Origin of the sequence: Actinoplanes siamensis (genome assembly GCF_016862395.1) — a bacterium.
Classification (GTDB): domain Bacteria; phylum Actinomycetota; class Actinomycetes; order Mycobacteriales; family Micromonosporaceae; genus Actinoplanes; species Actinoplanes siamensis.
Map to the genome: position 1 here is coordinate 1 of NZ_BOMW01000092.1, position 20837 is coordinate 20837.

Sequence of the window (20837 nt, forward strand, 5' to 3'; positions counted from 1 at the left end):
GGGCTCCGTGAGGAGCCCGGCCGCCGGGAGAAGGAGGTGACGTCTACTTGGTGGAGATGAGCTCCGGCTTCTCGGACTTGGCCGTCGCGAGGTCGACCGTGCTGCGCAGCTTGGTCGGCTTCATCGCCACCGCCGCGATCACGCCCACCACCGCGATGAGCATCGAGATCAGGAAGATGTGCCCGGTCGCGTCGCCGTACGCCACCCGCACCACGTGCTGGATCGCCGGAGGCAGGCTGCCCAGGTTGAGCGCGCTCACCCCGGATCCGGTGCCGGACGAGTGCACGCCCATCGCGGCGAGCTGGTCGGCCATCGAGTCGGCCACCCGGCGGGCCAGGACGGCGCCGAGCACCGAGACGCCGATCGTGCCGCCGAGCGAGCGGAAGAACGCCACGGTCGAACTGCCCGCGCCGATGTCCTTGAGCGCCACGGTGTTCTGCACGGCGAGGACCAGGTTCTGCATCGACATGCCGACCCCGGCGCCGACCAGGAACATCGCGATCCCGATGTACCAGAGCGGGGTGTCGTGGTCGAGGACCGAGAGGCCGCCGAAGCCGGCGACCAGGATGATCGTGCCGGCCACCACGTACGGCTTGATGTTGCCGCTGCGGGTGATCAGCCGGCCCGCGACCGTCGAGGCGAAGGCCAGGCCGAACATCATCGGGATGGTGAGCAGGCCGGCCTCGGTGGGGCTGTAGCCGCGGCCGATCTGGAAGTACTGGCCGAGGAAGACCGCGCCGCCGAACATCGCCATGCCGACCGCGAGGCTGCCCAGGATGGCCAGGGCGGTGGTGCGCTGGCGGACGATCGGCAGCGGGACCACCGGCTCGGCGGCCCGCGACTCGACGAAGGTGGCCAGGGCGATCAGCACCAGACCGGCGCCGACCATGGCGAAGGTCTGCCAGGAGAGCCACGCGAACGAGCTGTCCACGAACGACACCCAGACCAGGATGACGCTGACGCCGGCCGCGATCAGGGTGGCGCCCAGGTAGTCGATCTTCACGTTCTCCCGGCGCAGGACCGGCAGGTGCAGCGTCTTCTGCAGCACGATCAGCGCGAGCACGGCGATCGGGATGCCGATGAAGAAGCACCAGCGCCAGCCGAGCCAGCCGGTGTCCACGATCACGCCGCCGAGCAGCGGGCCGGCGACCGTGGCCAGGCCCATCACACCACCGAGGTAGCCGTTGTAGCGGCCGCGCTCGCGGGGCGGGATCATCGCCGCGATGGCGATCTGGACCAGCGCCTGCACGCCGCCCATGCCGAGGCCCTGGAACGCCCGGGCGGCGATCAGCTGCTCGGTGTTCTGCGTCAGGCCGGCCACGATCGAGCCGAGCACGTACACCACGATCGAGAGCTGGACCAGCAGCTTCTTGCTGTAGAGGTCGGCGAGCTTGCCCCAGATCGGGGTGGAGGCGGTCGCGGTGAGCAGGGTCGCGGTGACCACCCAGGTGTACTGCGTCTGCGTGCCGTTCAGATCGCCGATGATGGTGGGCAGCGCGGTGGAGACGATGGTCGAGCTCGACATCGCGACGAAGAGCACGAGCAGGAGACCGGAGAGGGCCTCCATGATCTCGCGGTGGGACATCGCCCCGGGTTCGGAGCGGGTCGGGGTGGGAGCGCTCATCGCGCCGCCTCCAGTTCTGGTGCGTCGTTGTGCTGGTCGATGAGGTCGCGGGCGAAGCGCCGCAGCGCCGCGGCGAAGTCGTTGATCTCTTCCGGGCTCCAGTCGCGCAGCGCCGCGGAAAGCCGGGCCTCGTAGTGGGCCTGCGCGGCGTCGAGGACGTCCCGGCCCTGTTCGGTCAGGTGCAGCGTGCTGGCGCGGCCGTCGGACGGGTCGGCGCTGCGGACCACCAGGCCGGCGCGGACCAGAGCGGCGATCGACCGGCTGATCGTGGAGGGGTCCAGGCCGTGCTCGGCGGCCAGTTCCTTGGCGTGGCAGCCGCCGGACTCCCGGGTGCGGATCTCGGAGAGGACGCCGACGGTGCCGACCGGAACGGCCGCGAAGGTCGTCGACCGATCCTGCTTGAGCAGCCGGATCGCCTTGAGGACCTCTCGCATGGTCGCCAAGAGCTCACGCGTCATGGCAGCTCCTCGGTGTTGGTTGGTTGATACAACTATCGACAGCGCTTGCGCACTGCGCAAACTTTCCCGCTGGGAAGTGATGCTCGTCGCCGGTACTCTTCCGGCATGAGCCCGACGACCTCCGAGCCGGAGCCCGGCCTGCGGGAACGCAAGAAGGCGGCGACCCGCCAGGCGCTGCACGAGGCGGCACTGCGCCTGGCGTTCGAGCACGGCCCGGAGAACGTCACCGTCGAGGCGATCGCGGACGAGGCCGGCGTCTCCCGACGTACCTTCTCCAATTACTTCGCCAACAAGGAGGAGGCTCTCTTCTACGGCGACCTCCAGCGGATGCGGCTGCTGGCCGGCATGATCCGCGAGCAACCGCGGGCGCTGGCGCCGTGGGAAGCGCTGACCGCCGCGGCCGAGGGCTTCTACGAGCAGCTCGGTGATCTCGACCCGGAGTGGATCGCGCGCAGCCGCATGGTGCGCCGGCACCCGTCGCTGGCGGCGGCACAGGTGCAGACGTTCGCCGCGCTGGAGCGCGAGGTCTCCGCGGAGGTCGCGGCCCGGCTGGGGCCGTCCGACCCGTGGGGGGTACGAGCCCAGCTGATCGCCGCGACCTTTCTCGCCGTGCTGCGCGTCTCGCTCAACGTGTGGCTGGAGCGGCGGCCGGAGGTCAACTTCTGGGACCTGGCCCGCGACTCGCTCGCCGACGCGGGTTGCGGCTTCGTCTGATCACGAGCAGAAAAGACCCCGCTTGTTCCGTACGGAGCAAGCGGGGTCTTGATTTTTGATCGTGAAAAGCGCGATCCCCGGGGGTGCCGTCCCGGGGATCGCGCCTCTCGAGGGGGAGCGGGCTCTACCCCTTGAAGCCGGCGAAGATCTTGGAGAACTCGAACGCCGTCTGGTTCACGTTGGTGCACTGGAACAAGGCGCCCTGGCAGGCGTTCTTGTCGCGCTGCAGCTCCCAGAAGGAGACGAAGCCGAGGTGATTGGCGTTGGCGAAGGCGACCAGGTCCCTGGCGTCGCTCTGGGAGAACGTGCCGTTGTCGTCGTTCTTGCCGATCATCGGGGTGACGCCGACCATCTTGAACGCGGCCGCGTCGCCGTTGCCGTAGATCGACTTGATCTGGTCCTTCGTCGACTTGACCGCCTGGATCGCCAGGTCGCCGTAGTCCTGCCCGGACCGGCCGTAGTCCATCGCCATGATGTTGACCAGGTCCAGGTCGACGCCGGCGTTCTTGGCGGACTTGACCACGTTCAGGCCGTCCGCGGTCAGGCCCTCCGGCAGCACCGGCAGGGTCAGCGAGATCTTCAGGCCCGGGTTCGCCTTCTGCAGCGCGGCCAGCGCGGTCGAGCGCCGGTCGATCGAGGCGGCGTCGGCCGAGGCCGCGCCCTCGATGTCCAGGTCGATGTACTTCAGCTGGTACGCGTCGACGACCGCCTGGTACTCCGCCTGCAGCGCGGACGTCGAGGTGCAGGCCTGGGCCAACTCGACACCTGTCGCGCCGCCGAAGGACACCTTCACGTCGCCACCCGCCGAGCGGATCGCGCTGATCTGGTCGCCGAACTGCTTGGCCCGCGGGTCGAACGCGCCGAACCAGCTCGCCTTGCAGCCGGACGCGGTGACGAAGGCCAGGCTGAACGACTTGACGTTGCCGCCGGAGGCGAGCGACGAGAGCGTGCCGCCGTTGGAGAGGACACCCATGTCGACGTACGGGGCGACCAGCACCCCGCTGCTCGACCCGGTGCCGCCGGTGGAGGTGGCGGTCGCCGTGGCCGTCGCGGTCCTCGTCGGGGTCGCGGAGGCGGTCCTGGTCGGCTCGGCCGTCGCGGTAGTGGTCGGCGCGGCGGTGGCCGTCCTCGTGGGCGTGGCCGTCGCGGTGGCCGTGGGCGCCCCGGTCGCGCCGCCGGCGGTGCAGGCCGCGCCGTTGATCGTGCAGCTGACCGGGTCGCCCTCGCCGGCCACCACGAAGCCGAACGAGACCGAGCCGCCGGCCGGGATCGTCGGGTTCCACGCCACGTTCTTCGCGGTCTCGACGTTGCCACTGGTGGTCACCGTGGCGTCCCACGCGCTGCCCAGCTTCGCTGTCGACGGCAGGCCGAAGACCAGCTGCCAGCCGTTCACCGCGGCGCCGGTGTTGTTGGTGATCGTGTAGTGCGCCTGGTAGCCGGAGCCCCAGTCGCTCTCCTTGGTGAAGGAGGCGGTGAGGCCGCCCGTGCTCGTGGTGGCCGCGACGGCCGCGCCGATGCCGCCGCCGACCGCGAGGACCGCGGCCGTGGAGTAGATGGCGAGCCGAAGACGGCTGCGTTGCATGTCGGAACTCCGATCACGGGGGATGGTGACGGAGCTGATTTTTCGCCGGGACCGGCTTAAGGTTCTCCGGCACAAGCCTTAAAGATCCTTAAAAGCCGCTCGGTGACCGCTCGGTCACCGGGTCGCGAGACCGCCGATGACCAGGGACAACTGGCGTCGCCAGGCGTTCGGCTCGGTGGCGTGCCGGTTCACCCCGGCATTGGCCATCATCACCAGCCACAGATCGTGCCTGGTGAAATCGGCGCGCAGCCGGCCGGCCCGCTGCGCGCGGGTCAGCACGTCCACCGCCCGGCGCTGAGCGGCGGCCCGCAGCGCGGCGAGTCGCTCGTCGTCGTCGAACGCGCTGGTCACCAGCAACTCGGCCAGTCCCCGGTCGGTGGCCTGCAGCTCGCAGACCCGGGTCAGGTAACCGACGAACGCCGCCCACGGGTCCGGGTGCTCCAGTGCCTGCTCGGCGAGCCGCACCGCGGCGGTCATGTGACTGGCGAACACCTCCGCGATCAGGTGCCGGCGGCTGGGGAAACGCCGGTACAGCGTGGCGTTGCCGACACCGGCGCGGCGGGCGATCTCGTCCAACGACGCGTCCAGGCCCTGCTCCGCGAAGACCTCGCGGGCGGCGGAGAGCAGGGCCGCTCGATTTCGGCGGGCATCCGCGCGCAGCCGGGTGGCCATGCGCCACAGAATACGACGTTCCGGCGGGAAAGCCGTCAGACGATGTTACGGTCGCTTCGATCTTGACCGATCGTTGAAGAGGGAAGCGACGATGCACCAGGCTTCGATCGACATTCCGGCCGCTGACGGCGTCTCCGACGGCTACTTCGTCAAGCCGGACGGGCCCGGGCCGTACCCCGGAATCGTGATGTTCATGGACGCCTTCGGCGTCCGCCCGCGGCTGCGCGAGATGGCCGACCGGGTCGCCGAACAGGGGTACGCGGTCCTGCTGCCCAACCTGTTCTACCGCGGCGGGCGGAGTCCGCTGGTGGACCCGGCCGACCTGAACGACCCGGACCGGCGCGGCGCGGCATTCGGTCGGCTGATGCCGCTGATGCAGCAGCTCACGGCCGATCGGGTGGTCGCGGACACCCGTGCCTACCTGGATTTCCTCGCCGCGCAGGAGGGTGTCGCGCCCGGACCGGCCGGTGCCGTCGGCTACTGCATGGGCGGGCGCAACGCGCTGATCGCGATGGCCGCGCTGCCGGAGCGGATCGCGGTGCTCGGCAGTTTCCACGCCGGGCGGGTGGTGACCGAGGACGCGGACAGCCCGCACCTGGCGGTCGGCCCGATCACCGGTGAGGTCTACTTCGGACACGCCGACAACGACGGGTCGATGACCCCGGAGCACGTCAAGGCGCTGGAGGAGGCGCTGGCCTCGGCGGGGGTGACCTACACGTCCGAGGTCTACGAGGGAGCGCCGCACGGGTACACCATGTCGGACACGGCGATGTACCACGAGGGCGCGGAGAAGCGGCACTGGGCGGCCCTGTTCCCCCTGCTGGACCGCAACCTCCACTGACCGGGCCGGCCTCTGCCGAACCGCGGGAGAGCTCCAGCGCCCGGCCCCGCGCCTCCGGGCGGTCTCCAGGGGTTCCGCAAGAGCCTCGCGGGACCCCTGAGCGCCAGCCGCTTCCGGTCCGGCCGGTCTCCCGGGGCGTCTCGGGGCTTCGAGGGACCGCTGCGGGCCGGCGGACACGGTTCGGCTGGCGGCCCGGGGCTTCGCGGGCCTCGAAGGACCTCCTGCGAGCCGGCCGAGGGCGCGGCGGGGTGGTCAGTTCTGGTAGAGGCCGGGGAAGTAGCGGTCGATCGCGGTGACGTCGTAGACGTGGCGGACCTCGTTGATCCGCCCGTCCTCGACGCCGAGGAACTCGACCAGGCGGGCTGTGCCGAACGGGGCAGCGAGGTCGTAGATCAGCGTCGCGCCGTCCAGCGCGTCGGTCCGGGCCGCCACCGTCACCCCGTCCGCGAAGGCCGCGATCCGGTGCAGGACCTGGAGCAACTCCTCGTCGTCGACCGGAGCGTCCAGGTTCCACTCCACCTCGACGTCCGGGGTCAGCACCTGGCGGGCGCCGGCCAGGTCGTCCGAGGTCCAGGAGCGGACCCAGAAGTCCACCACGTCCATGTATTTCTCCTTGGTGGTGATGTACGAAGGCCGCCGCCCGGACCACCGGACGACGGCCTCCCGCCGCGACGAGGTGCTCAGCCGTTCAGCATCGCCTCGGCGCCGACGAACGAGTAACCGAGCGCCTTGATGCCGGTGACCAGGTCCTTGAGGTGATCGGTGCCGAGGTAGGCGTGATAGAAGCAGCTTGCCACGCCGTCCCGGACGACCAGGTTGCGCTCGGCCGACGCGATGATGTCGGCGGGCAGCCGGACCGGGTGGTTGTTGAACGCCTCGATCTCGACGTTGCCGACGTTCTCCGGGACCACCACCGAGCCGTACACGTCGCGCACCGTGTACGGGAAGAACTGACCGAACTGCCGGGCGTAGTCGTATTTGCCGCCGGTCAGCACGCCGGGGAAGTACAGGCCGCGGTCGTACCGCTTGCCGAACAGCGCGTGCACCGCCTGGTAGTCGACCGCGCTCGCCGCGTAGTGCGGGAACTCGAAGATCTTCGGGGCGCCGAGTCCGGCCGCCGTGAAGATCACGCCGGAGGCGACCATCCGGGCGGTGGCCCAGGCGGCGGAGTCCTCGGCCACCGGACCGTCGTAGACCACTGTGTCGCTCGCGTCGACGTGCGCCCGGTAGAACTCGAAGTCGTTCGCGCTGACGCCGTCGTACGGGTTCGCCACCGAGCCGTACTGGTGGGTGTACCCGTGCATGATCAGTGTGCCGCCCCTGGCCTGCATGTACCTCAGCGCGGCGACCACCTTCGGCTTGTTCAGCAGCGTGTAGTCCTGGGCCTTGCCGGTGCCGGCGCCCTTCGGGTCACGGAACCGGGGGTACACCGCGACGCTGAACGGCACCTTCTCCGCCGCCAGGTAGTCGGCGACCGCCCTGAGCTGTTCCGGGTCGGCGTCCGGCCCGACGTCCTCGATCCGGATCAGGGCGCGGTGCCGCTCGGCAGTGCCGCCGCCCAGCGAGTCGAAGAGCAGGTCGGCGAAGGCCAGGTAGCGGTCGTCGTGGGTGACGTAGGAGAACGGGATCTCGCCGACGTACGTCAGGTTCTGCGACCGGACCGCCCACGGGAAGCCGCTGCCGTCCGCGCGGACCGCGGTTGCCAGCGTGGTCACCTTGTCGCTGTCGCCGATCGACAGGTTCATGATCCCGGACTGGTTGTCGGTGCTCCGGGTCAGCTTCCTGCCCTTGTATCCGACCTCGGTCACCTTGTCGAAGTCGAACGTGCCGCTGGCGAAGCCGAACTTGGCGGCGAAGCCGTCCTTCGCGGCCAGCTGCCAGATGTTGTCGTAGACCCAGACCACCGGCTTGGTGGTGGCCATGACGTCGGTGAGGAACGCGGCCGGCAGCGGCTCGTCGTAGGTGGAGCCGAGATAGACGACAGCGGTGTACGCGCTCAGGTCACCGGACCTGTACCTGGCCACCGGCGCGGCGGTCCAGGTGCCGAAGTGCGAGCTCAGGTTCGCGGCCTGGGTGGCGTAGACCTCGCCCAGCCAGCCGTAGTCGCCGGTGGTGTCGTACAGCACCAGGGTCCTGGCGGACCCGGCGCCGGGCGCGGCCTTGCCGGTCCTGGTGGCCGTGGCCGTGTTGGCGGGGGTGGTGGTCGCGGCGTCGGCCTGGACGGCGTTGAAGCCGATGCCGGTGGCCACGGCCACGGCGGCGGCTCCGCCACCGGCGATCAGGGTGCGTCGGGTTACCTTCGAGGCGCGCATCAGGCGACGGCTCCGATCTCGGCGGTGGACTGCTGGACGGGCATGGCGTCGGGCACCGGCGCGAGGCCGAGCAGGGCGGCGGTGGCCTGGGCGGTGCGCCGGGCGGCGTGACCGTCGCCGTAGGGATTGCCGCCGGCCGTCATGGCGTTGCGCCGGGCCGGGTCGTCCAGCAGGGCGGACGCCTCGGCGAGGATCACCCGCGGGTCGGAGCCGACCAGCTTGGCGCAGCCGGCGTGCAGCGACTCGACGCGCTCGGTGACGTCGCGCAGCACCAGCGCCGGGACGCCGAACGAGGGCGCCTCCTCCTGGATCCCGCCCGAGTCGGTGAGCACCAGGTACGCCTCGGAGAGCAGGCGGGACAGATCCGGGTAGGGCAGCGGGTCGGTGACGGTGACCCGCTCGACGCCGGCCAGCCCGGTGTCGACCTGCGCCCGGACCGCGGGGTTGGGGTGGCTGGGCAGCACCACGTCGATGTCCGGGTAGCGCGCGATCAGCTCCTTGACCGCGCCGAGGATCCGGTCCAGGGGCTGACCCCACGACTCGCGGCGGTGCGCGGTGACCAGGATCAGCCGGTTGGTGCTCGCGGCCCGGGCGGCGGCGACGGCCGGGTTCTGGTACGGCAGCTTCTTCGCGGCCACCGCGAGCGTCGCGTCCACCACGGTGTTGCCGGTGATCAGCACATCGTTCGCGGCGATCCTCTCGTCCAGCAGATTCATCGCGGCCAGCGGCGTCGGCGCCAGGTGCAGCGCGGCGACCTGGGCGACCAGGCGGCGGTTGCCCTCCTCGGGGAACGGCGACTCGAGGTCGCCGGAGCGCAGGCCGGCCTCCAGGTGCACGACCGGGATCCGGCGCCAGAACGCGGCCAGCGCGCCGGCCAGGCTCGTGGTGGTGTCGCCCTGGACGATCACGGCGGCCGGGGTGCGCACCGACCAGAGCTCGTCGAGCTGCTGGATCATCGCGGTGAGCAGCTCGGACTGGGTGCCGGTGCTGCGGTCGACGGTGAGGGTGATGTCCGGTTCCAGGTCGAACGCGGCCAGCGCCTGGGTGACCATGGCCGGGTGCTGGCCGCTGGCCAGCAGGATCGGGCGGAGCAGGCCGGCCTCGCGGAAGGCGAGGGCGACCGGGGCGAGTTTGACGGCCTCGGGGCGGGTGCCGCCGATGAGGTGGACTTCGCGAAGGGACATCAGGGGGCTTTCCTTCACTTCTTGCCGGGGGAGGGGTGGTGCGGCGCCTGCGGGATCAGGCGGTCTGGAGGGCGAGGGGTTCCTCGACCAGGCGCTCGGTCTTGGCCCAGGCCTGCTTGCCGGTCAGCTGGCGGCCCAGCGCCCGGTAGGTGGCGGTCAGGCCGAGGAGCAGGAAGAGCGGGTAGGCCAGCGCGGCGAGCAGCATCCGTGGCATCGCCTCGTCGGCCCGCTTGGCCCGGTGCACGAGCACCCAGACCAGGCCGGGGAACGTGGTGACGACGGCCCAGACGCCGAGGCTCTCGCCGAGCGAGACCCAGGTCGGCAGCAGCGGCATCGGGTGACCGGTCAGCAGGCCGAGCACGCCCGCCGTGCCGGTCAGGGTGAGCATGACGGTGACCACCGCGTTGGCCCACGGCGAGACCAGGTAGTGCAGGATCTCGACCAGCGCGGTGCGGGCGATGTTGCCGGAGGTGAAGAGCGAGCCGAGGTAGCGGGCGCACTGCAGGTTGCCCTGCGCCCAGCGGGTGCGCTGCCGGGCGAGCCGCTTGATGTCGACGACCGCCTGCTGGGTGACCGAGGCGCGCGAGGTGTAGCGGATGGAGACGCCCTGCAGGTGCATCCGCAGGCCCAGCTCCATGTCCTCGACCAGGCAGCTCGACCAGGGGGCGGAACCCAGCGAGATCAGCGTGGAGAGCCGGCTGAACTGGCCGTTGCCGCCGAGGCCGACGGTGTCCAACGCGTCGCGCATGTTCTGGCAGGCGTCCACAATGGCGCCGAACTCCAGGTCCTGCACGGCGCCGAGCAGCTTGTCCCGGTTGCGGATGCGGACCTGCACCTGTACCGCGCCGACCTTGGTGTCGCCCATCAGCCGGCCCACCTCGGCCAGGATGTTGTCACTGCCCTGGCCGTCGCCGTCGATGATGCCGAGGGCCACCCGCTCCGCCGGGACGCCCTCGCTCGCGGTGAGAGACGCGATGAGGCGGTACGCCGCGTTCAGCGCCTCGCCCTTGCCCTGCCGCGCCTCGGGCAGTTCCCGGCGCATCACGTGCAGGCGCGGGTGGTCGATGGTGGCGAGGACCTCGGGCGTACGGTCGTCGGAGCCGTCGTCCACGACGAGGACCCGGGTCAGCGTGCCGGCCGGGCCGCGCAGCCGGAGCGCCGCGGCCACCGTGTTGGCGACCACCGCCTCCTCGTTCAGCGCGGGCACGATGATCCAGAACTGCTCCGGCTTGCCGCCCCCGCTGGCCAGCGCCTTGTTGACGACCGTGGCGCGGTGCGTGCCGACGTAGCGGACCGCGAACCAGACCAGGATGACGGTGGAGAGCGGCCAGGCCAGCAGGATCGCGTAGCCCGCGACCGCGATGAGCCAGCCGTCCGATGCCGACATCACTTCCCCCGTCTCTTTGTCACTTTTCTGATGGACTTATTAGGACATTACGGAGCTACTCAGCGTGACTCAAGGGCCGTCGTCCGGCCGACAGTGCATACCGGCCGAATGGCCCATGTCAGACATCTCAGGCAGCGCGGGACGGGCGAAACGGGGAGGTTTCGCCGGCATGCGGACCGTGTTTATGCGATTGCTAAGAGTAATCAAGCGAGCGTACAAAGAAGGCGGTCACCCAGGGTGACCGCCTTTTCTCAGTCGTTCAACAGATTGGGATTGTCCCGCAGCATCGCGGCCAGCCGTCGGGCCGCCATCTCCGTCTCCTCCGCCTGGCGCTCGGCCTGGAACGGCACCGGGTTCGGCAGCGGCTCCGCGAACGTCGACGGTTCCGCGTGCGGCTGCCGCGTCTGGGGCGGCACCGGTGGCGGCGCATAGGCCGCCGGCGGCTGCTGAGGCTGCACGAAGGGCCGCTCCGCGGTCGGCGGCTCCGAGTAGTCGTAGTCCGTCGGACCGAACCGGTCCTGGTCGTCGTGGCTGCCGCGGGGCGGCGGCTCCGGATCGTCCACGTTGATCTCGAAATCGGCGTGCGCCCGCGCCGGCTCCCCGGCCTGCGAGCCGGCCACCGAATGGTCCGCCTGGACCTGCACCGTGCCGTCGGCGAACCCGAAGTGCAACAGCACCGGGTCGCCGGCGCCCTCGACTCCCACCGTGACACCCAGGTGGGGATACCGGGTGATCACCCCGGCGATGGCCTCGACCAGCTCGCTCACCGCCGGCGGGGGACCCGGGTTCTCCCCGGCCGCGGCACGCCGCCGCAGCTCGTCACGGCGGGCAAGCTTGTCGAGCGCGTCGTCCAGTCCGCCTCGCACGTCACCGTCCTCTTTCTCGCAACGGTCGCCCGGTGTCCCACTCTGCCCTGCCGCGGGCATCTATGGGAATGCTTAGCAAACCGGGGCGACCCGCGCACACCCTACGACTTCATCTTTATCGCCTTGTCGAGAGCCTGGTCCAGAACCACGAGCAGGGCGTCTCGGACCGAGGCGCGGAAGCGGGCGTCGTACGAGATGACCGGAACGTCCTCACGGACCGCGAGCGCCCAGCGCACTTCGTCGAGGCTGTAACCCATCTGTCCGTTGAACGTGTTCACGCCGACCACGAAGGGCAGGCCGGCCCGCTCGAAGTAGTCGACCGCCGGGTAGCAGTCGTCGATGCGGTTGGTGTCCACCACGACCAGGGCGCCCAGAGCACCCTTCACCAGGTCGTCCCACATGAAGGCGAACCGGGTCTGGCCCGGGGTGCCGAAGATGTAGAGCTTCAGCGTCTGGTCGATGGTCAGAACGCCGAAGTCCATCGCGATCGTGGTGGTGGTCTTCATCGTGGCCTGACCGGGGTTGTCGATGCCGACCGACTCGGAGGTCATCTCGGCCTCGGTGGTCAGCGGCGAGATCTCCGAGATGGCGCCGACGGTCGTCGTCTTGCCCACTCCGAAGCCGCCGGCCACGATGATCTTTACCGGGACCGGCGCCTTCTTGGGCGTGGCTCCGCCCGGTATGCGCGCGGTACCGACGACGCGGTTAGCTGATGGATCGAAGTCCACGGATCACTCGCATGATGGTCTCGGGGTCAGGGGTGTCGTTGTCCAGCACATGGACGTCGACCTGGCCGGCGGCGCGCAGGTCGCCGACGAGGATTTGGCAGACGCCCAGGTGCAGGCGCAGGCGTGCGGAGATCTCGGCCACCGAGATCGGGCTCTCCTCGAGGAGGGCCACGATCGCCCTGGCTTCCGGCGAGAACCGGGACGGCGGTGCGCCGGGCACCACCGTCACCTGAGTCTCCATACCGATGTCGGGATCGCCTCCATCGGTGCGCCCGGCCGTGATGACGAACGGGCGCAGAGTGTTGGTCTGTGCTGGCTCGACCGGCGGCTGTTCCCCGGTAGGGGTGTAACCGCCGGCCGAGTGCTTCGGACCGGATTGCAGGAAGGGCCGGACTCCGGGGCGCGCCGGAGGTACCGGTTCGTCGGCGGGGTCCGGGTACGTCATTGCTGGACGGCGTTCTTCAGTTCGGCGATCAGGCGCGGGCTGAGGGCGCCGCCGGCCCGGGTGGCGAACAGCGTCATCTCGTACGCCAAGGTGCCCAGGTTCGCGGTCCGGTCGGCGATCACACCGAGCACCGAGCCGGCGCTGATCGCGGTCACCAGCAGATAGCCGTCGGCCATGTCGATGATGACGCGGTTCAGGGCGCCCAGGCGGTACCAGCTGGCTGCGCCGCCGGCCAGGCTGGTCAGGCCGGAGACCACCGCGGCCAGGCGCTCCGCGTTCGGGCGGTCCTTGATCGCGGACATGGCCATCAGCAGACCGTCCGAGGAGACGGCGATGGCCTCGATAACGCCCGCGGTTCCGGACGTGAAGGAGTCCAGCAGCCAGTTGAAGGTTTTGGCTTCGGCGCTGAGCTGACTTTGCGCGGTGGGGTAGGGGGAAGTCATCGCGGTTGTCCCTCGGGTTGTGGCTGAGTTTCATTCAGTGCGAGTGCGACGCCGTACTCGAACTGATCCATCAGAGCGCGAGCCTGTTCCGGGTCCATCTGAGCCGGAGCCGGCGGAAGGATCGGCTGGTGCGGCTCGTCCCGCGGCAGGGTGGCACCCGGCACGCGACGAGTCAACTTCCCGCCCCCGTTCGACGGCGGGGGCGGCGGCGGGGCGGCGGCCGGAGCGGGGGCGTCCCACTGCTGCTGGTTCCACTGCGGCGCGGCCTCCGGCGCGGGCGCCTGGGCCGGAGCGTTCCACTGCGGCGCGGCCTCCGGAGCCGGAGCCGGCACGTTCCACTGCGGTGCGGGCATGTCCGGAATCGCCGGCATGCTCCACTGCCCGCCCGAGAGGTCCGGGGCCGGCATTCTGGTGCTGGTCTCGTGGGCCCGGGTGACGCCCGCCTCGAACGCGTCGAAGGCGGCGCGAGCGGCCAGGGCGTCGTCCTGCGACGGCGCCGAGGCGTGCTGCTTCGGACCGGTATCCATCGGGAGCTGGCTGCCCGGCACCCGGCGTCGCAGCGGCTTGTTGCCGCCGCTCGACGGGGCGACCACCGGCTCCGGAGCGGTCGGCTCCGGGCCGGGGGCCGAGTAGCCCGAGTTGCTGGCCGAAGCCATCGGCGCCTCCACGGCCGGAGCCGGGGTGTTCCAGACCGGCTCGGCCGGCTGCGGTGTGTTCCAGGTGGTCTCGGCCGGGGCCGGGGTGTTCCAGGCCGGCGACGTGGGCGCCGGGGTGTTCCAGCTCGCCTCCGCGGCGACCGGGACGTTCCAGGCGGTGTCGGACGGTTGCGGGGTGCTGTTCCAGCCCGGCCCGGCGGGCAGGGCCGGCTCGTTGCCCCAAACCGGCTGACCGGCGGCGGGCAGCTCGGGCAGCGCGGCCGGGTTGCGGCCGGCGACGGGGATGCCGCTGTTGTAGGCGTGCGCGGGGTCCGGCTGGTGGTACGGCGCGACCGGCTCCTGGTACGGCACCCCCGGCGAGTAGACCGGCTCCGCGTCGTAGACCGGCTGACCGGCGTACGGGTCGTCCTGCTGCGGGCCGCCGCCGAAGGCGTTCCACGACGGGACCGACTCCAGCGTCCGGGTGGCCCGGTTCAGCACGTTCGGGTCGAACGGCTGCTGGCTGCCCGGGACGGTGCGGATCGCGGTGCTGGCGATGGCCACCTCGGCGGTGTTGCCGCGCAGCGCGCCGCTGACCGGCGCGCCGACCGTCTGGTACCCCGCCGGGATCTGCGGCATGGCGGCCGGCGCCGGAACCGCTGGCGGGGCCTGGACGGCGGGCGGGGCCAGCGTCTCCACCCGGGCGATCAGGTGCTGCGGGCTCAGGTCGATCCAGGCGGTCAGACCGCCGTCCGGGGTGTCGGTCAGGGTGACCTCGATGCCGTGCCGGCGGGCCAGCCGGCCGACCACGAAGAGGCCGAGCACCTCGGTGGGGGCCAGGTCCAGTCGCTCACGGCGGGTCAGCCGGGCGTTCTCCTCGGCCAGTCGTTCGGGGGCGAGGCCGAGGCCGTGGTCGATGATCGCCAGGCGAGCGCCGCCGCGCAGCTCCTCGGCGGAGACCGTGACGGTGGTGTGCGGCGGGGAGAACGTGGTGGCGTTCTCCAGCAGCTCGGCCAGGAGCAGCGTGAGGTCGGCCAGGATGGCCGGGACCACGACGATCTCCTCGGGGACCTCCACTTCGACACGGGTGTAGTCCTCGATCTCACCCAGGGCGAGACGGACGACGTCGGAGAGCGGCAACGGGGCCATGTGCTCGTTGGCGCCGGCGCCACCGGAGAGCACGACCAGCGCGGACGCGTTCCGGCGCAGACGGCTGGACATGTGGTCCAGCCGGTACAGCTCGCGGAGCCGGTCGGAGTCGGTCTCCCGGCGCTCCAGACCGTCGATCAGGGACAGCTGGCGGCCGACCAGGTTCTGCGTACGCCGGCCGACGTGGCCGAACATCTGGGCGACGTTTCGGCGGCCGAGCACCTGGCGTTCCACCAGCCGGGCGGCGGTGGTCTGCACGCGGTCGAACGCGCGGGCCAGGTCGCCGATCTCGTCCTGGGCCTCGACGTCGACCGGGTCCAGCCGGATCGGGCGGACCTGGGCCTCGGCCTCGTCGTCGGCCACCCGCTCGAGCTCGGCCTCGGCGGCGCGGGCGATGCGGTCGGCGGAGACGGTGAGGCGGCGCAGCGGCCGGGCGACCGCGCGGGCCATGAAGATCGACAGCGTGACCACCAGGATCAGCAGCGCCAGGGCGCCACCACCGATGTAAAGGGCCTGCGCGATGGCGCTCGACCGGTTCGCGTCGACCGTGACGAGCACGTCCTTCGCCACGCGCTTCTCGACGAAGCCACCGAGGACCATGACCGACTGCAGCGACGGGAACAGCTTGGCGATCTGCAGTTTGGCCAGGGCCGAGCCCGGGTTCGCGGCGAGCGTGTTGGTGAAGTCGGCACCCACGCGGGACTGGAACGCGTCCTGGGTGTTCAGGTACAGCTTGTACTGCGAGTCGGTGAAGTACGGCTTCGACGACGTGATGATCGACTGGATCTGGCTGAACGACTGGTTGAACAGCGTCAGCAGCTGGGTCGAGGCGGCCCGCTGAGCCTTGTTCCCCGCGGTGCTCAGCGCCGCGCCGGTGGCCAGGTAGGAGGAGGCCTGACTGATCAGGTCGTCGGAACGCATCGAGCGCTCCAGTGCGAACACCTGCTGGCCCACGGCCGTGGTGAGGTCGGCGTGGGCGCTCAGTCCCAGGCCGTCGATCAGCGGGGTGATCACGTTGGTGAAGTCGCTGACGATGTCGACCGGGCCGACCTCGCCGTTCAGCACGTTCTGCCGGGTGCTGTTCAGCTTGGTGGCCAGGGTGACCGAGCGGCGCAGCCCGGCCGGCAGCGCGATGTCGTCGGTGAGCAGGTCGCTGACCTTCTCGGCGGCCTCGGCGCTCTGCACCACCAGGGTGGGCTGGTCCACCAGCTTCAGCGAGTAGCCGACCGAGAGCAGGCGCTCCTCCTGGAGCTCCAGGACCGCCGAACTGACCCGGGTGGCCAGCTGGACGGTGTTCGAGATCTCCTGTGCCTCGGACGCCGCCTGGACACGGTTCACGATGATCGGCACCGTCAGGGCGAGAACACCGAGCAGCGGTACGAGCACCAGCAGGGCCAGTTTGCCCAGGATGCGGAACTTACCGAAGAGCACCGGAACGCTCCCGCCCGCCGCCGTAGTTCGGGGCCTCGCCGTAGTTCGGCACCGAGCCGTACGGGCTGCCGTTGTACGGGCTGCCCGGGCCGTTGCCGCCGGCCGGTCCGGAGACCTGGACCGAGACGTCCCGGCCGCTCTCGCCGGACTGCTCGGTGGACCCGGTCCGCGCATCGCGGGCCCGGCCGCGGGTCCACAGGGTGGCCACGACGATCAGCGCGATCGCGACGCCGAACAGGGCGAACGCCTCGATGCGCCGGTAGGTGAGGCTGTCCGACCGGTCGTCGAGCAAGGCGGCGATCTCCTTGAGGATGACGCCGGACAGCGCGCTCAGCGCGGTCTGCAGGGTCGACTGCGCGGTCACCAGGGTGGACACGTCCGGCGCGCCACCGAGGTTGGCGCCACGGTTGGCGGCCTCGATCCCACGGCGGAACGAGTCGAGGTTGCTGACCAGGTTGCCGCTGAGCGTGTTGCTCTTGGTGTCGTCGACCGCCTCCTGCAGGGTGTCGGTGAGCTCGCTGACGATCTCGTTGGCCTTCTGTGCCTGGTAGCCGAACTGGACCGTGAGGGCCGGCCGCAGCGCCCGCCGGGCGCCGGCGGCGCGGTTCGCGAGGTCGCTCATCCGGCTGACCGCGGTGACCGCGGTCGGCGCCTGCTCGGCCACGACGTCCTGGAGGAGCGAGATGTCGGCGTCCGGGTCGCGCTTGAGCGCCGAGTTCGCCCGGACCGCCTCGAACAGCTCGAGGGTCAGGTCGGCCGCCTCGACGTGCGCGGTGAACACCTTCTCCTCGCCGCCGGTGGCCTTGGGCAGCTTGCTGATCTTGTCCTTCAGGTCGGTCCAGCGCGTCCGGGTGCCGAGCTGGTCACCGACCCGGTCGTCGACGCTCTGCACGCGGGCCACGGCCGCGGTCACCGAGGCCGGCTCGGCGGCGACGCCCTGCAGCGCCGACGACTGCGACTCGGCGAGAGCCGTGATCAGCGGACCCAGCGCGGTGAGGTATTCGACGCCGTCCTGCTCCAGCTGGACGGTGTCGCGCTGCTTCGAGTTCTCTTGCAGGACCCGCAGGAACAGGCCCGCGGCAGGCAGCAGGACCAGAACCGTCAGCACCACCGCGAGAGCGGAGCGTAAACGGGTTCGCCGGCTGTTCACCGAGACTGACATTGCTTTCGTCCTCCGCCATGCACACACGCGATGGGCCATTGGGGGCTACCGAACGTAGCCATGCGGGCGCACCGATCTGGGTCAATCTATCCGAGAAATCCTCAAGGAACCCCTTTCCAAGGGTCAGAGTTCGCTCGGCTGATCGGGGGATACGCAGCACCGTCGACAGCGATCTAGGAGGTTCTGTCGGCTGGGTGACGAGTGCCGCGCAGATGGTATCGGTATCGCGGCGGAGACGTGAATATGAGTTCTACTTCGGATTCGTTACGTCCTGGGTGCGGATCTGTCCACGGAAAGTGCCAAAGCAATTACGGAAAGAAGCAAAAATACGTAGAGTAAGTGATCCACTACAGAAAAAAAGACCTCTCCGTCCCGTTTTCGGTGCGGAGAGGCCGAATGACTCAAATCCTGGCTAGCGCTTTGCGTAGCGGGTCCAGGCCCAGCGGCCCGAGATCCAGCGCGTCCCGGTGGAAGGCTTTGAGGTCGAAGTCACTGCCCTTGCGCTGTTCCGCCTCCTGGCGCGCCAGCAGCCAGATCCGCTCGCCGACCTTGTACGACGGCGCCTGCCCCGGCCAGCCCAGGTACCGCTTCCACTCGAAGCGCAGCACCTCCTCGGCCATCCGGGTGTGTGCCCGTAGGAACTCCCAACCCAGCTCGGGCGTCCAGCGCTCACCGGGGTGGAACCCGAACGGGTTGTCCCGGGGGATCTCCAGCTCCAGGTGCATCCCGATGTCGACGATCACCCGGGCCGCGCGCAGCGCCTGCCCGTCCAGCATGCCGAGCCGGTCCCCCGGATCGGTGAGGTAGCCCAGCTCGTCCATCAGGCGCTCGGCGTACAGCGCCCAGCCCTCGCCGTGCCCGGAGCACCAGGCCAGCAGCCGCCGCCAGCGGTTCAGCGAGCCGGCCCGCAACAGCGTCTGGCTGACCTGCAGGTGATGGCCGGGCACGCCCTCGTGGTAGACCGTGGTCACCTCCCGCCAGGTGGAGAACACGTCCTGGCCCTCCGGCACCGCCCACCACATCCGGCCGGGCCGGGAGAAGTCCTCGCTCGGGCCGGTGTAGTAGATGCCGCCGTCGCTGGTCGGGGTGAGACAGCACTCCAGCTTCCGGGCCGGCGGCTCGATGTCGAAGTGGGCGCCGTCCAGCTCGCTGACCGCCCGGTCGGAGAGCGCCTGCATCCAGTCGCGGAAGCGCTCCTTGCCGGCGATGTTGCGGGCCGGGTCGGCGTCCAGCACGGCGACCGCCTGGTCGACGGTGGCGCCGGGACCGGCGATCACCGCGGAGACGGCGCGCATCTCGGTCTCCAGGCGGTGCAGCTCGGCGAACCCCCAGAGATACGTCTCCTGCTGGTCGACCCGGGCGCCGAGGAAGTACTGCGAGGCCAACTCGTACCGCTCCGGCCCGGCGGCCTCCTTCGCCCGCCCGCGCGGGGCCAGCTCCTCGCGCAGGAACCGGCCGAAGTCCGAGGTGGCCCCGGTCGCCTCGGAGGCGCCGCGGCGCAGCTCGGCGGCGAGCGCCCCGGAGACGTCCAGCCGGTCGGCCAGCCCGTGGAAGAAGTTGTCCCGGGTCGGGTCGGTCCACGCGTCGCACTGCTCGGCGACCGCCACGAGCTGGGACCTCGCGCTCACCAGACCCTTGTCCGCGCCCTCCAGCAGGGTCCGGCGGTACTGCGCCAGCGCTCCGGGGAAGTCGCGCAGCCGGGCGGCGATGTTGGCCACCGCCTGCTCGCCCTCGGTCGGCATCACGTCGAACGCCATGCGCAGCCCGTGCAGCCCACTGGAGATCACGCTGACCTCGGTGGCGGTGAATCCGGCGTCCAGCCGGGCCAGTTCCAGCCCGAGCCGCTCCAGCATGGCTTCCTTGGCCACCTGCTCCGACTCGTGGTCCGGCTCGATCAAATCAAGATCATTGACGGTACGGCGGACCAGCTCCGCCTGCGCCGCGTAGCCCTCCGGTGAGAGGTCGTCGGTCTTGTCGTCGTAACCGGAGATGCCCACGTTGGTGGCCCCGGTCGGGTTCAGCTCGGCCCAGTCGTCGACGTATCGGTCGGCGATCTCGTCAATTCTTCCCACCGGCCGACCCTATGGGATGCGCACCGGGGCAGACCGTCCGATTTCAGCCGTGCGACGCCGTCCACTCCAGCAGGCGCCCGGCCGTCCAGGTGTTCACCACCCGATCGGCGGGCACCCCGCACAGCGCCGCCCGCTCGCAGCCGAAACCCTGCCAGTCCAGCTGGCCCGGGGCGTGCGCGTCGGTGTCGATGCCGAACCGGCAGCCGGCCTCGACCGCGACGGTGAGCATCCGTTTCGGCGGGTCCAGCCGGTCCGGCCGGGAGTTGATCTCCACAGCCTTGTCCTGCTCGACGCACGCGGCCAGCACCTTCTCCAGGTCGAACGTGCTCGGCGGCCGGGTCCGCGCGGTCCGGTGCGCGGCGTCGCCGGCCCCGGGCGCGGCGACCTTGCGCCCGGTCATGTGCCCCAGGACGTCCAGATGCGGGTTGGCGATCGCGGCCAGCATCCGCCGGGTCATCCGGGCCGAGTCGTCCCGCAGCCGGCTGTGCACCGAGCCGACCACCACGTCCAGCCGGGCCAGCAGCTCGTCCTCCTGGTCCAGCGAGCCGTCCTCCAGGATGTCCACCTCGATGCCGGTGAGGATCCGGAAGCCGTCCGGCAGCTGCTCGTTCAGCTCCGCCACGTGGTCGAGCTGGCGGCGCAGCCGCTCGGCGGTCAGCCCGCGGGCCACGGTGAGCCGCGGCGAGTGGTCGGTGAGCACGAAGTACTCGTGCCCCAGGTCGGCCGCGGCCAGCGCCATCTCCTCGATCGGCGACCCGCCGTCGGACCAGTCCGAGTGCACGTGACAGTCCCCGCGCAGCGCCGCACGCAGCGCGGCCGCGGCGGCCGGCAGGTCGGCGCCCTCGGTGCTCAGCAGCCGCCGCAGGTAGACCGGCTCCTCGCCGGCCAGCGACTCGGTCACGCAGCGGGCGGTCACGTCGCCGACCCCGGCCAGCTTCGCCAGGGTGCCGGCGGCGGCCCGCTCGGCCAGTTCCGCGGGCGGGGTCCGGGCCACTGTCGCGGCCGCCGAGCGGAACGCCTTGACCCGGTAGGTCGCCTCGTTGGCCCGCTCCAGCAGGAACGCGATGCGCCGCAGATCGGCGACCGGGTCACGCGATGCCATGCCGCCACCCTAGGCGGAATCAGTCCGGAA

18 protein-coding genes are annotated in these 20837 nt (G+C 70.7%); 2 read left to right on the forward strand and 16 right to left on the reverse strand.

Going from position 1 to position 20837, the window contains the following annotated elements:
- Nucleotides 1–43 precede the first annotated feature (43 nt).
- Nucleotides 44–1624: an MDR family MFS transporter gene (locus Asi03nite_RS35360; protein WP_203684878.1), complete on the reverse strand. Its 1581-nt coding sequence runs from the start codon at nt 1622–1624 to the stop codon at nt 44–46.
- Nucleotides 1621–2082 (reverse strand): MarR family winged helix-turn-helix transcriptional regulator, encoded by a 462-nt coding sequence (locus tag Asi03nite_RS35365; RefSeq protein ID WP_203684879.1) that lies wholly within the window; start codon nt 2080–2082, stop codon nt 1621–1623. The genes Asi03nite_RS35360 and Asi03nite_RS35365 overlap by 4 nt, the downstream gene beginning before the upstream one ends.
- Before the next feature lie 105 nt (nt 2083–2187).
- Here Asi03nite_RS35365 and Asi03nite_RS35370 point away from each other — a divergent pair, with 105 nt between their 5' ends.
- Nucleotides 2188–2796 (forward strand): TetR/AcrR family transcriptional regulator, encoded by a 609-nt coding sequence (locus tag Asi03nite_RS35370; RefSeq protein WP_203684880.1) that lies wholly within the window; start codon nt 2188–2190, stop codon nt 2794–2796.
- Nucleotides 2797–2920: 124 nt separating this feature from the next.
- Here the strand turns inward: Asi03nite_RS35370 and Asi03nite_RS35375 are convergent, their stop codons facing one another.
- The gene (locus Asi03nite_RS35375; RefSeq protein WP_203684881.1) at nt 2921–4378 is read right to left on the reverse strand and encodes a cellulose binding domain-containing protein; all 1458 of its coding nucleotides are present in this window, start codon (nt 4376–4378) and stop codon (nt 2921–2923) included.
- 114 nt (nt 4379–4492) lie between these two features.
- The gene (locus Asi03nite_RS35380) at nt 4493–5050 is read right to left on the reverse strand and encodes a TetR/AcrR family transcriptional regulator (RefSeq protein WP_203684882.1); all 558 of its coding nucleotides are present in this window, start codon (nt 5048–5050) and stop codon (nt 4493–4495) included.
- Nucleotides 5051–5141: 91 nt separating this feature from the next.
- Between Asi03nite_RS35380 and Asi03nite_RS35385 the strand changes: the two genes are divergently transcribed.
- The gene (locus Asi03nite_RS35385; protein ID WP_203684883.1) at nt 5142–5891 is read left to right on the forward strand and encodes a dienelactone hydrolase family protein; all 750 of its coding nucleotides are present in this window, start codon (nt 5142–5144) and stop codon (nt 5889–5891) included.
- A gap of 252 nt (nt 5892–6143) precedes the next feature.
- On the opposite strand, the gene Asi03nite_RS35390 is transcribed toward Asi03nite_RS35385, so the two are convergent.
- The 12 genes from Asi03nite_RS35390 to Asi03nite_RS35445 form a co-directional block, all read right to left on the reverse strand.
- A complete protein-coding gene (locus tag Asi03nite_RS35390) occupies nt 6144–6494 on the reverse strand; it encodes a hypothetical protein (protein ID WP_203684884.1) in 351 nt (116 codons plus the stop codon).
- A 77-nt stretch (nt 6495–6571) separates the two neighbouring features.
- A complete protein-coding gene (locus tag Asi03nite_RS35395; RefSeq protein WP_203684885.1) occupies nt 6572–8203 on the reverse strand; it encodes a DUF2334 domain-containing protein in 1632 nt (543 codons plus the stop codon).
- Nucleotides 8203–9387 carry a non-hydrolyzing UDP-N-acetylglucosamine 2-epimerase gene (gene wecB, locus Asi03nite_RS35400; RefSeq protein WP_203684886.1) on the reverse strand — a complete coding sequence of 395 codons (1185 nt, stop codon included), beginning with the start codon at nt 9385–9387 and terminating at the stop codon, nt 8203–8205. Before wecB ends, Asi03nite_RS35395 begins: the two co-directional genes overlap by 1 nt.
- Nucleotides 9388–9442: 55 nt before the next feature.
- The gene (locus Asi03nite_RS35405; protein WP_203684887.1) at nt 9443–10774 is read right to left on the reverse strand and encodes a glycosyltransferase; all 1332 of its coding nucleotides are present in this window, start codon (nt 10772–10774) and stop codon (nt 9443–9445) included.
- A gap of 251 nt (nt 10775–11025) precedes the next feature.
- Complete coding sequence (locus Asi03nite_RS35410; RefSeq protein WP_203684888.1) at nt 11026–11640, reverse strand: hypothetical protein; 615 nt, start codon at nt 11638–11640, stop codon at nt 11026–11028.
- Nucleotides 11641–11741: 101 nt separating this feature from the next.
- Nucleotides 11742–12368, reverse strand: a complete 627-nt coding sequence (locus Asi03nite_RS35415; protein WP_239103159.1) for a GTP-binding protein — start codon at nt 12366–12368, stop codon at nt 11742–11744.
- Entirely contained in the window at nt 12346–12813 is a 468-nt protein-coding gene (locus Asi03nite_RS35420; RefSeq protein WP_203684889.1) for a DUF742 domain-containing protein, read from the reverse strand. The genes Asi03nite_RS35415 and Asi03nite_RS35420 overlap by 23 nt, the downstream gene beginning before the upstream one ends.
- Nucleotides 12810–13256, reverse strand: a complete 447-nt coding sequence (locus Asi03nite_RS35425; protein WP_089295051.1) for a roadblock/LC7 domain-containing protein — start codon at nt 13254–13256, stop codon at nt 12810–12812. Before Asi03nite_RS35425 ends, Asi03nite_RS35420 begins: the two co-directional genes overlap by 4 nt.
- A complete protein-coding gene (locus Asi03nite_RS35430; protein ID WP_203684890.1) occupies nt 13253–16471 on the reverse strand; it encodes an ATP-binding protein in 3219 nt (1072 codons plus the stop codon). Before Asi03nite_RS35430 ends, Asi03nite_RS35425 begins: the two co-directional genes overlap by 4 nt.
- Nucleotides 16458–17582: a hypothetical protein gene (locus tag Asi03nite_RS35435; protein ID WP_239103160.1), complete on the reverse strand. Its 1125-nt coding sequence runs from the start codon at nt 17580–17582 to the stop codon at nt 16458–16460. Before Asi03nite_RS35435 ends, Asi03nite_RS35430 begins: the two co-directional genes overlap by 14 nt.
- A gap of 452 nt (nt 17583–18034) precedes the next feature.
- On the reverse strand, nt 18035–19705 hold the full coding sequence (locus Asi03nite_RS35440; RefSeq protein WP_203684892.1) for a DUF885 domain-containing protein: 1671 nt from the start codon (nt 19703–19705) through the stop codon (nt 18035–18037).
- A gap of 43 nt (nt 19706–19748) precedes the next feature.
- Entirely contained in the window at nt 19749–20807 is a 1059-nt protein-coding gene (locus Asi03nite_RS35445; protein WP_203684893.1) for a PHP domain-containing protein, read from the reverse strand.
- Between the last annotated feature and the right edge of the window lie 30 nt (nt 20808–20837).

Coding starts and splice junctions, on each gene's coding strand:
- Asi03nite_RS35420 (WP_203684889.1), bottom strand. CDS start 12,813: ATGACGTACCCGGACCCCGCCGACGAACCGGTACCTCCGGCGCGCCCC.
- Asi03nite_RS35365 (WP_203684879.1), bottom strand. CDS start 2,082: ATGACGCGTGAGCTCTTGGCGACCATGCGAGAGGTCCTCAAGGCGATC.
- Asi03nite_RS35375 (WP_203684881.1), bottom strand. CDS start 4,378: ATGCAACGCAGCCGTCTTCGGCTCGCCATCTACTCCACGGCCGCGGTC.
- Asi03nite_RS35405 (WP_203684887.1), bottom strand. CDS start 10,774: ATGTCGGCATCGGACGGCTGGCTCATCGCGGTCGCGGGCTACGCGATC.
- Asi03nite_RS35370 (WP_203684880.1), top strand. CDS start 2,188: ATGAGCCCGACGACCTCCGAGCCGGAGCCCGGCCTGCGGGAACGCAAG.
- Asi03nite_RS35425 (WP_089295051.1), bottom strand. CDS start 13,256: ATGACTTCCCCCTACCCCACCGCGCAAAGTCAGCTCAGCGCCGAAGCC.
- Asi03nite_RS35395 (WP_203684885.1), bottom strand. CDS start 8,203: ATGCGCGCCTCGAAGGTAACCCGACGCACCCTGATCGCCGGTGGCGGA.
- Asi03nite_RS35380 (WP_203684882.1), bottom strand. CDS start 5,050: ATGGCCACCCGGCTGCGCGCGGATGCCCGCCGAAATCGAGCGGCCCTG.
- Asi03nite_RS35360 (WP_203684878.1), bottom strand. CDS start 1,624: ATGAGCGCTCCCACCCCGACCCGCTCCGAACCCGGGGCGATGTCCCAC.
- Asi03nite_RS35445 (WP_203684893.1), bottom strand. CDS start 20,807: ATGGCATCGCGTGACCCGGTCGCCGATCTGCGGCGCATCGCGTTCCTG.
- Asi03nite_RS35390 (WP_203684884.1), bottom strand. CDS start 6,494: ATGGACGTGGTGGACTTCTGGGTCCGCTCCTGGACCTCGGACGACCTG.
- Asi03nite_RS35385 (WP_203684883.1), top strand. CDS start 5,142: ATGCACCAGGCTTCGATCGACATTCCGGCCGCTGACGGCGTCTCCGAC.
- wecB (WP_203684886.1), bottom strand. CDS start 9,387: ATGTCCCTTCGCGAAGTCCACCTCATCGGCGGCACCCGCCCCGAGGCC.